Source organism: Pseudomonas salmasensis (assembly GCF_014268375.2).
Classification (GTDB): domain Bacteria; phylum Pseudomonadota; class Gammaproteobacteria; order Pseudomonadales; family Pseudomonadaceae; genus Aquipseudomonas; species Aquipseudomonas salmasensis.
Genome location: NZ_CP077083.1, coordinates 6074258 through 6084939 on the forward strand (window position 1 = coordinate 6074258; position 10682 = coordinate 6084939).

Sequence of the window (10682 nt, forward strand, 5' to 3'; positions counted from 1 at the left end):
CTTATTGGCTAATACTTCAGTGCGAAAACCCGCGCGCCAGCATCAAGGCGACGCCCAGCAGCAACACGGCTGTGATCCGCTGCAACAGCACGCGCCGCTTGGGGTTTTCCAGCACGTGCTTGATGCGCTGGCCGAAATAGCAATACAGGCAGCCGCTGGCAAATTGCAGCAGCAGGAAAGTCAGGCCGAGGATGGCGATATCCGCCGCCGAGCTGTGTTCACCGGCGCCGGCAAACTGCGGGAACACGGCGCTGAACATGATGATGGTCTTGGGGTTGGAAAACCCGGTCAACAGCCCTTTGCCGAACAGGCTGCGCGCGCCCTCAACCGTGCCGGCGTTGTTGATCGACACGCCACTGCTGGTCCACTGCTTGTAGGCCAGGTAAAGAATGTAGGCCACCCCGACAAACTGGATGGTCTGGGTAATGGCAAGGTTGCCTTTGATCAACTCCGAGAAGCCGACGGCAAAGATCAGGATCGAAATCAGGTACGACACACTGGCGCCGACCTGCGCCGGGATCGAGCTGCGCAAGCCGTCCTTCAAGCCCAGGCTGAGCAACAGCAGGGTCATGGGGCCCGGGCTGAAGGTCATGGTGGCGCAGAACAACAGGAAGTAGAGAAATGAAGACAGGGTTAACGCACTTGTCATGGCCAGCACCTTGAATAAAGAGAAACAGCAGCAACGGGGCGAACGCGGCCAGCGCTCGCCCCAGGCCGATCAGGCGACGGCGATTTCGGTGGTCAGGGAGTCGCGGTACATCACTGCCAGGTCAGCCAGGGCGGCCTTGGCAGTCTGGTTGCGGGTTTCAAACGCGACCAAGCCCTTCCAGTTGGTCTCGACAATAGCCTGCAGCACATCAGCGTAATCGCAGTTACCGTCATGGATGCCGAAGTGCTGGTCTTGCACACCGTTGTTGTTGCTGAAGGAAATGCCCTTGATCAGGTGGTGGTACTTGCGCACCACTTCTGCCGGCAGGCCGTTCTCGATGTTGGCGTGGCCGGCATCGAGGAAGAAGTACACATTGCTGTGGGCTTGCAGGCGCTCGAACACAAAGGCGTATTCCGCTTCATGGGTGAAGATGTAATGGAATGGCCGATAGTTGACGTAGTTGGACAGGTTTTCCAGGTAGATATCCGTGCCCTTGGCCTCGGCGTACAACGCCAGTTCCTGCACCGACTTGAGGTAATGCTCCAGGGCAACCTTCTTGGCCATCAGCACCATTTTCGGCTCGACGATGCAACCCCCGTGAATGATCAACGGCGCGCCCAGGCGGCTGGCGATGTCGATTTCCTTCTTCACGTACTCCACGGCCGCGCTACGGAAGGCCTCGACATCACTGCCCAACGGCGCCTTGAAGTTGCCGTGGAAAACCGGCTTGACCCCCGTGGCCGCGATTTGCGCCTGCAGGCTTTCAATACGCGCGTCGGTCCAGTCATCGACCATTTCGCCAAACAGGCTGCCGTCGATGTACCAGTGGGTGCAGTCACCTTCGATGGCGGTTTGCAGGCCCTTTTCGGCGCCCAGGTATTTCTGGTGGGCCACACCGGTGCAGAACGGGACGGTGGCGTTGATCAGTTTGCTGTCCATGGGACGATTCCTTTCGTGGATGGCGTGTCAGGCTTCTTGAAGCTCAGGGAGGTTGATGGCCATGAAATCGGCCTTGGTCACGCCGCAATCCGGGCATGCCCAGTCTTCAGGCACCTCTTCCCAAGGGGTGCCTGCGGGAATTCCGTCCTCCGGAATACCCAGTTCTTCTACGTACATAAAACCGCAGGGTGCGCACATATAAGTCTTCATGGAAATGCAAAATCCATTGCTTAGGTGTAGGAAATTTCGCCATCTCCTGGCGAGATGCCGCGCAGTCTAGGGGAGTGGCATTGCGCAAGGCAGGTAAAGTAATGCCTAATTCGGCCTAACTTCACCGGTAAAAGCACCGGCAAACACAAGGACGCGTCATGTTTGTATCCGCCATCGCTTTTGTAGAGGGCACGCCCAAGGTCCAGCAGATCGTCGAGGCGTTCAGCCACGCCATCGAAAATGGCGAATGGGCACCGGGCAGCAAACTGCCATCCGTGCGCGAACTGACCCAGATCCTCGGCGTCAGCAAGTTCACCCTCAACGAGGCACTGGACCGCCTGCGCGGTCGCCACCTGCTCACCTCAAGCCAAGGCCGCGGCTACTTCGTGGCGATGGACAGCACCCGCCCAGCCTCGGCGACCTGGGTGGACCTGTTGCCCCAAGACCTGCTCAGCGTTTTGCGCCGCCCGTTGGCCACCGCCAGTGGCGAACTGCGCCCCGGTGGCGGGCACTTGCCGGAGGACTGGCTCAATGGCGAAGCGATCCGCCAAGCCATGCGCAGCGTAGTGCGTGCGCCGTCACTGCGCATCGCCGGGCTGGGCACACCGGCGGGGCTGTTGCCGTTGCGCCAGGCGCTGCAACAGAAACTGCACGGCGAAGGCTTGTCGGTGCCGGTGGAACAAATCATCACCACGCCCAATACCGTGCAGGGCCTGGACATGCTCATGCGCCTGCTCGCCCGCCCCGGCGACACGGTGCTGCTCGACGCACCGTGCTACTTCAACTTCCACGCCAACCTGGCGCTGCACGGCGTCAAGGTCATCACCATTGCCCGCCGCCCCGACGGCTTTGACTTCACCGCCCTCGAACAGCTGCTGGCCGAACACCGCCCCAGCCTGTACCTGACCACCAGCGTGTTGCACAACCCCACCGGCCACTCCTTCAGCCCGAGCCAAGCGTTCCGCCTGTTGCAACTGACCCAGCAGTATCAGTGCCACATCGTCGAAGACGACCTCTACGGCGACCTGCACCCCAACCCGCCCCCACGCCTGGCCGCCGTCGCCGGGCTGGACCAGGTCACCTACCTGTCGGGTTTCTCAAAGATCCTGAGTGCCAACACCCGCGTCAGCTACGTCGTCGCCGCCCCGCAACTGGCCGCCAACCTGACCAACATGAAATTGATGAGCGGTGGCGTCACCTCCGAACTGTTCGAACAGATCGTCTACCGCATGCTCAGCGAAGGCAGCTACGCCAAGCACCGCAAACGCATGGTGCAGCGCCTGATGGAAGCCGGAGGGCGCGTCGAACAATGGCTCAAGCGCTGCGGGTGCGAACTGCCCATGGCGTATGAAGGCGGGATGTTCATCTGGGCACGCCTGCCGCCCGGCGTCAATGGCGAACTCCTGGCCCAGGAAGCCCTGAAACGCAGCATGGTACTGGCCCCCGGCGCCCTGTTTGGCTACGACCCGTCCCACCGCGACTCAATGCGTTTCAATGTGGCACACAGCGACGAACCACGCGTGCAGCGAGTGTTCGAGGCGCTGTTGCTGCACGGTGTCGCCCAAAAAAGCAAAAGCCCCCCAACCTAACCTAACCACGATGCGAAGCGAGTAGCTCTTGATCTGCCGGTAACCACGATGCGAAGCGAGCCGCTCTTGATCTGCTTTTGATCTGCTTTTGATCTTGATCTCAGGCGCCCCGTTAAACCACGCTGGCCGAACGCAGGCTTGAATTCGTGGGTAACCCGGCAGGACGCCGGGTTAGCCGCCCCGCGCCATGGATGGCGCGTGGCGGCGGCCCACGGATTCAAGCCTGCGTTCGGGCACACCGAGCCCAAGCGAGGTGCCGAGTGGTGGGGCAAGAGCGTTTTGCTTACTTTTGCGCTTTTCAAAAGTGAGCCGCCGTCAGGGCGGAACCCTAAGTGGCCGTTGCCGCAGAAATGGATATGTACTCATTCCAACCCAACCAAATAGTCGACCAGAAGGCCGCCTTCGCGAGCAAGCCCGCTCCCACAGTTGGATCGTAGGGTGTCAGGTAGATATGGCCCGGCTGTCAGGCCGTCATCGCAGGCAAGCCAGCTCCCACAGCTGGATCGCGGGGGTGTCAGTAGGTAAGACGCCGTAAGCCCCCCGTCAACCCGGCAACGGAATCACCCGCAACGGCCGCACCGACTTGTACGAAAAACTCGAATAAATCTCCTTGACGCAAGGCAACGTCTGCAAAACCTCCCTGGCAAACTCACCAAACGACTCCAGGTCCTTGGCCACCACCTCAAGCAAAAAGTCATAGCGCCCCGAAACGTTATGGCACGCCACAACCTCCGGAATCGCCAACAGCCGCTGCTCGAACGCCCGGGCGATTTCCTGGGTGTGGCTCTCCATCATGATGCTGACAAACGCAGTCACCCCATAACCCAGCGCCTTGGGAGAAAGGATCGCCTGATAGCCACTGATCACCCCGCTCTCCTCCAGGGTGCGCACCCGGCGCCAGCAGGGTGACGTGGTGAGGGCCACCCGCTCGGCCAACTCGGCCACGGTCAGGCGGGCATTGCCTTGCAACGCGTTTAAAAGAGCTTTATCCGTGCGGTCCAGCTTGATGGGCATAACGTGCCTCTAATCATTATTTTTATCGGTGTTTGATCCACAAACGCAGGTTTTTCCGGGCTTTTTAGCAAGGTTCATCTGTGGTTATGAGCATAGCATTGTAGGAAATAAGGAGCGCCCGACATGCACACTAAACACACCAGCTTCGGCTTTTCTACCCGTGCCATCCACCACGGCTATGACCCCGTTGACCACCACGGCGCCCTCGTCCCGCCCATCTACCTGTCTGCCACCTTCGCCTTCCCCACCGTCGAATACGGCGCCGCCTGCTTTGCCGGCGAAGCCAGCGGCCATTTCTATACACGCATATCCAACCCCACCCTGGCCCTGCTGGAATCACGCATGGCCAGCCTGGAAAACGGCGAGGCCGCCGTAGCGTTCAGCTCTGGCATGGGCGCAATTGCCGCGACGTTCTGGACCCTGTTGCGCCCGGGCGACGAGATCATCGTCAGCCAGACGCTCTATGGTTGTACCTTCGCCCTGTTGCACCATGGCCTGGGCGAATTCGGCATCAAGGTGCGGCATGTCGACCTGACCGACCTGGCCGCCCTGCAAGCAGCCTTCTCCCCGGCCACCCGCATGCTCTACTGCGAAACCCCGGCCAACCCCAACCTGCGCCTGATCGACATTGCCGCCGTGGCCGAGTTGGCTCATCAACAGCCGAATGTCACCGTGGTGGTCGATAACACTTACTGCACCCCCTACCTGCAACGCCCCCTGGAACTGGGCGCCGATGTGGTGGTGCACTCGGCCACCAAATACCTCAGCGGCCACGGCGACATCACCGCAGGCATCGCGGTGAGCAACCAGGCCCTGGCGCAGCGCATTCGCCTGCAAGGACTCAAGGACCTGACCGGCGCGGTGATGTCCCCCCAGGACGCCGCGTTGTTGATGCGCGGCCTCAAGACCCTGGGCCTGCGCATGGACCGCCATTGCAGCAACGCCCAGGCGGTGGCCGAGGCGTTGCAGGCACACCCGGCCGTGCAGTGGGTGACCTACCCGGGGCTGCGTTCTTTCCCACAGTACGAACTGGCAAACCGGCAAATGAAACTGCCCGGCGGCATGATCGCCTTTGAACTCAAGGGTGGCATCGAGACCGGCCAGCGCTTCATGAACGCGCTGCAACTGTTCACCCGCGCGGTCAGCCTGGGGGATGCCGAATCACTGGCCCAACACCCGGCGAGCATGACCCACTCCACCTACACCCCCGAGCAACGGGCGCAGCACGGTATCAGCGAGGGGCTGGTGCGTTTGTCGGTGGGGCTGGAAGACGTCGCCGACCTGCTGGCCGATATCCAACAAGCCCTGGCCAAGTGCAGCGCTGCCAACCTGCGGCCTGCCGCAACAGCAGCGTATGCGATGAAATAGCGCCCAACCCCACGGGTTATGCGGTGCCTGGGCGGCGGTCGGAAGGATCCGGCCGCCGTTCTGTCTGTTTAATGTTTTTTTTCGCAGATTGGATCCCCCTCCTTTAGCCAGCCTGTACTAGCATGTCAGCGGCGGGACGCACTATCACTGCAGGTTATTCACATTAGTTACCTTCTTAACCCCCGTCGCTATAAGGCCCGATACCTGCACGAAACTCATGGACGAATTGATGAACGCACACCTGTTCCCACAGATAGGCAAGGTCATCGCCAGCACCGGCAGCCGCCATTTCCCACGTATGCTGCATGACCTGATCCTCACCCAACTGGCAGTGGACGCCACCCATATCACCCAGTTGCAGGTCAGCCGCGAAGGCCTTGGCCGCCGCAAGATCAGCCCGGTGTACACCGATTCGGTCGCGGCCCTGGGTAGCGAGCAACTGGCCGCACAACTGCATCTCACGCGCCGCAAGGACGATGTGCGCTATGTACTGTCGGTGTACCGCTCGCACCCGTCCGAAAGTTTCTCCGCGCAAGAACGCAGCATGCTGCAGGACTTCTCCACGCTGTTGCTGCCCATGGTGGAAAAACACATCACCGCGCTGCAGCCATCGCTCCCGGACAGCCCATCGGCAGAGCCGCAACACCAGGGCATCGACACCTTGCGCCGACGTATCCAGGAGCGCCTGGTGCAATCGGGGCTTACCCTGTCCAACCGTGAACTGCAAGTGTGCGTAGGCCTGCTGGCCGGGCGCACTGCACCGGAGCTGGCCGAACAACTGGCGTTGAAGGTCAACACCATCGAGAGCTACCTCAAGCGTGCGGCGATCAAATTGGGGATCAGCGGGCGGCATTCGTTGTTGCGCTGGATGTACTCGACCGAGTCTGACACGGCCCTATAAGCCCAGCAAAAATCCCTGTGGGAGCAGGCAAGCCAGCTCCCACAGATCAGTCCCGGGCCAGTGCTTCTATCGGGTCCAACCGCGCCGCATTCCGCGCCGGTACAAAACCGAACACAATGCCGATCAACGTCGAACAGGCAAACGCGGTAATGATCGAGCCCACCGAAAACACCATCTCCCACTCCTTCACAAACAGCGAAAACAGATAGCCGATGGCGTAGGACAACGAAATCCCGATGATCCCGCCGATCAGGCACACCATCACCGCCTCCACCAGAAACTGCTGACGAATATCCGACTGCCGCGCCCCCACCGCCATGCGAATCCCGATTTCACGGGTGCGCTCGGTGACCGACACCAACATGATATTCATCACGCCAATACCGCCCACCAGCAAAGAAATCACCGCAATCAATGACAGCAGCAGCGCCAGGGAGCGGCTGGTTTTCTGTACCGTCTGCATGATGCTGTCGAGGTTGTTGGTGAAAAAATCCTTGGTGCCGTGGCGTTGCAGCATGAGCTTATTGACGTTGTCCTCCACCACCTTGCTCGGCTGGCCGTCCTTGATGCGCACGGTGATGCTGTCCAGATGACGCTGGCCCAGCAGACGCCCCGCCGCGGTTTCATAGGGCACCCACACGTTCAGGGCCTTGCTGGCGGCGAACATGTTTTTATTGTCCGCCGTCACCCCAATCACCGTGCACGGCAGGTTGCCTATCAGGATCACCTGGCCCAACGGGTCGATGTTGGGCCCGAACAGGCGCTGGCGGGTATTGTGGTCGATCACCACCACCTGGGCCTGGCGCCGTGCATCGCTTTCGCTGAAGGCAATGCCGGCTTCAAGCTTGAGGCCCTTGACCTTGAAGTAGCGATCGCTCACGCCATTGACCTGGGCATCCAGGTCGATATTGCCGTAGCGCAACAACAGGTTGCGCCCCACCACCGGCGTGGCGCTGTCGACGTAATACAGCTGGTTCAGCGCCTCCACATCCGAGGGCATCAAGGTCTCGATGGCCGAGGCGCGACTGTCGCCAAAACTGGTGCCGGAAAAGATATCGATGGTGTTGCTGCCAATGGCCTGGATGTCCTTGAGCACATAGCGCTTGGCCCCTTCGCCGATGGCCGAAATCGACACCACCGAGGTGATGCCGATGACAATCCCGAGCATGGTCAGCAAGGTGCGCATGCGGTGGGAGATCAGCGCCACCCAGGCCATATTGAACGCTTCCTTGAACAACCCCAGGCTCGCCACCAGGCGCCGCGCCCCGCTGCGCCGGGGTTCGACCGGCGCCTCTACGGGCAATTCCAGGCCGACGCTGTCGTTGGCCTTGTCGCTGATGATCTCGCCGTCGCACACCTCGACAATGCGCTGGGCGTTCGCCGCGACCTTGGGGTCGTGGGTGACGATAATCACCGTGTGCCCCGCCGCATGCAGCTCGGCGAGGATACGCATCACCTCCTTGCCGCTGTGGGTGTCGAGCGCGCCGGTGGGTTCGTCGGCCAGGATCACTTCGCCGCCGTTCATCAACGCCCGCGCAATACTCACTCGCTGCTGTTGCCCGCCGGACAGCTGGCTGGGCCGGTGGCTGGTGTGGCCCGACAGGCCCAGGCGTGCCAGCAGTTCCCCGGCGCGGCTATGGCGCTGGCTTTGCGGGGTGCCGGCGTAGATCGCCGGCATTTCCACGTTATGCAAAGCGCTCAGGTGCGCGAGCAAATGGTAACGCTGGAAGATAAACCCGAAGTAATCACGCCGCAGCTCCGCCAGTTGCTCATCGCCTAGGGAGCGGGTTTCGATGCCGTTGATCTTGTAGCTGCCGGCGGTGGCGTAATCCAGGCCACCGAGGATGTTCATCAGGGTCGATTTACCCGAACCGGAGGCGCCGATAATCGCCAGCATTTCCCCGGCATGGATGCTCAGGTCGATGCCCTTGAGCGCAATGAATTCACGCTCGCCGGCCATGAAGCTGCGGGTGATGCCCTTGAGTTCCAACAGAGGCTGGCTCATGACTCAGCTCCCCGCCACGGCAGGCGTGGCGTCGCCGATCACTACGGTGTCACCCTCGGCCAGCCCATCAAGGACCTGCACCTTGACGTTGTTGTTGATACCGGTCTTCACCGTGCGGGCCACCGCCTTGCCCTTGGCATCCAGCACCCGCACTTCGTAGCGGCCATCGGCATTGCGCACGCCCAGCGCCGCCACGGGCACCATCAGCGCGGCCTCGGCGGTGTCGAGCACGATGCGCACCTGTGCGGTCATGGCAATGCGCAGGCGGTGGTCGGGGTTGGGCACGTCGAACAACGCGTTGTAGAACACCGCGGTGTTTTGCTTCGGCGTGCCGGCGGTCTGGGTTTCCAGAAAGTTCTGCGGCGCAGGCTCAGTGCCGCGCAGCTTGGCGTAATAGCGTTTGTCTGCCTCGCCGAGAATGGTGAAGTACACCTGCTGGCCGGGGCTGATATGAATCACATCCGCTTCCGACACTTGGGCCTTGACGGTCATGGTGTCCAGGTCTGCCAGCTTGAGCAGCACGGGCGCCAACTGGCTGGCGATCACGGTCTGGCCTTCCTGGGTGACAATACCCACCACGTCGCCGTCGATGGGCGCGTTGATGCGGGTGTAGGCCAGGTTGACCTTGGCGGTGTCGATCTGGATGTGCGCGCTCTTGATCTGTGCGTCCAGGGACAGCAGGTTGGCCTGCTGTACCTGGTAGGTCGATTCGGCGTCTTCAAAATCCTGGCGCGACACCGACTCGTCGGCCTGCAAGCCTTTGTAGCGCTCATACACGGACTTGGCCTGCTTGAGTTGCGCGGCGGTCGCGCGGCGTTGGGCCTGGAGGTTTTCTTCATCGACTTGGGCTTTGCGCAGGGTGTTCTGCAGGATCAAGGGGTCGATTTCGGCCAGCCACTGGCCCTTCTTTACCTTGTCGCCGACTTTGACTTTCAGCGACTTGAGCTGGCCGGAGACTTGGGCGCCGACGTCGACTTGTTTGACGCCTTCGAGCAGGCCGGTGGCCAATACCGCGTTTTCGATATCGCCGCGTTCGGCGGTGGCGGTGAGGTATTGGGGGGCGTCGGCGGGGGCCTTTACGGTGTAGATGATCAGGCCTATTGCGACGGCCGCTATAGCCAGAATGCCGATTTTGCGGAATTTAGACGTTTGCATGGTTGGCTTCTTGGTTGAGAACAAATGCGTGGCGGGGGAGATTGGTGTGGGAGCTGGCTTGCCTGCGATGGCGGCCTGACAGCCTCCGCATATCTACCTGACGCTCCGCGATCAAACTGTGGGAGCGGGCTTGCTCGCGAAGGCGGCCTTCTGGTCGACTATTTGGTTGGGTTGGAATGAGTACATATCCATTTCTGCGGCAACGGCCGCTTAGGGTTCCGCTCTTACAGCGGCTCACTTTTGAAAAGCGCAAAAGTAAGCAAAACGCTCTTGCCCCACCACTCGGCACCTCGCCTAGGCTCGGTGTGCCCGTAATCCGCCAGTGATTTGGGCGGCTAAACCGGCATCCCTGCCGGTTTACCCCCCAAATCCCTGTCGAATTCCGGCCAGCGTGGTTTAACGGGGCGCTTAAGATCAAGATCACAAGCAGATCAAGATCAAGAGCCGCTCGCTTCGCATCGTGGTTTCCGGGGGCATGCCTGCCCCCCCATATCTCACCGAGTTCACCTTCAAAAACCGGTCGGTTATAAGGCCGCCGCGCTCTGCTTTTGATCTGAAATCGCCCCGTTAAACCACGCTGGCCGAACGCAGGTTTTGCAGCGTGGGTAACCCGGCAGGACGCCGGGTTAGCCGCACTAGGCCAGGGATGGCCCATTGCGGCGGCCCACGCTGCAAAGCCTGCGTTCGGGCACACCGAGCCTGGGCGAGGTGCCGAGTGGTGGGGCGAAGGCCTTTTGGTTACTTTTGGGCCTTTCCAAAAGTGACCCGCTGTAAGAGCGGAACCATAAGTGGCCGTTACCGCAGGAACGGATATGTACACAGACACCCCCCTGTTGCCCCCACATCTGGATC

Annotated in this window: 9 protein-coding genes; 3 read left to right on the top strand and 6 right to left on the bottom strand. The window is 61.0% G+C overall.

Going from position 1 to position 10682, the window contains the following annotated elements:
* Positions 1-16 precede the first annotated feature (16 nt).
* The 3 genes from HU731_RS27435 to HU731_RS27445 all read right to left on the bottom strand — a co-directional run bounded on the left by HU731_RS27435 (position 17) and on the right by HU731_RS27445 (position 1798).
* On the bottom strand, positions 17-649 hold the full coding sequence (locus HU731_RS27435; RefSeq protein WP_032892247.1) for a LysE family translocator: 633 nt from the start codon (positions 647-649) through the stop codon (positions 17-19).
* A gap of 69 nt (positions 650-718) precedes the next feature.
* Positions 719-1588 carry a sugar phosphate isomerase/epimerase family protein gene (locus HU731_RS27440; protein WP_186608264.1) on the bottom strand — a complete coding sequence of 290 codons (870 nt, stop codon included), beginning with the start codon at positions 1586-1588 and terminating at the stop codon, positions 719-721.
* A gap of 27 nt (positions 1589-1615) precedes the next feature.
* Positions 1616-1798, bottom strand: coding sequence for a rubredoxin (locus HU731_RS27445; RefSeq protein WP_032892249.1), 183 nt, complete (start codon positions 1796-1798; stop codon positions 1616-1618).
* Positions 1799-1956: 158 nt separating this feature from the next.
* On the opposite strand from HU731_RS27445, the gene HU731_RS27450 reads away from it, so the two are divergent.
* A complete protein-coding gene (locus HU731_RS27450; RefSeq protein WP_186608263.1) occupies positions 1957-3387 on the top strand; it encodes an aminotransferase-like domain-containing protein in 1431 nt (476 codons plus the stop codon).
* A 543-nt stretch (positions 3388-3930) separates the two neighbouring features.
* Here the strand turns inward: HU731_RS27450 and HU731_RS27455 are convergent.
* Entirely contained in the window at positions 3931-4401 is a 471-nt protein-coding gene (locus HU731_RS27455; RefSeq protein ID WP_138763507.1) for an Lrp/AsnC family transcriptional regulator, read from the bottom strand.
* A 123-nt stretch (positions 4402-4524) separates the two neighbouring features.
* Here HU731_RS27455 and HU731_RS27460 point away from each other — a divergent pair, with 123 nt between their 5' ends.
* Positions 4525-5769: a methionine gamma-lyase gene (locus HU731_RS27460; RefSeq protein WP_186608262.1), complete on the top strand. Its 1245-nt coding sequence runs from the start codon at positions 4525-4527 to the stop codon at positions 5767-5769.
* Positions 5770-5998: 229 nt separating this feature from the next.
* Entirely contained in the window at positions 5999-6670 is a 672-nt protein-coding gene (locus tag HU731_RS27465) for a helix-turn-helix transcriptional regulator (RefSeq protein ID WP_186608261.1), read from the top strand.
* Positions 6671-6716: 46 nt separating this feature from the next.
* On the opposite strand, the gene HU731_RS27470 is transcribed toward HU731_RS27465, so the two are convergent.
* Together HU731_RS27470 and macA are read right to left on the bottom strand one after the other, a co-directional pair.
* On the bottom strand, positions 6717-8675 hold the full coding sequence (locus HU731_RS27470; protein WP_186608260.1) for a MacB family efflux pump subunit: 1959 nt from the start codon (positions 8673-8675) through the stop codon (positions 6717-6719).
* A gap of 3 nt (positions 8676-8678) precedes the next feature.
* Positions 8679-9830, bottom strand: a complete 1152-nt coding sequence (gene macA, locus HU731_RS27475) for a macrolide transporter subunit MacA (protein WP_186608259.1) — start codon at positions 9828-9830, stop codon at positions 8679-8681.
* Positions 9831-10682 lie beyond the last annotated feature (852 nt).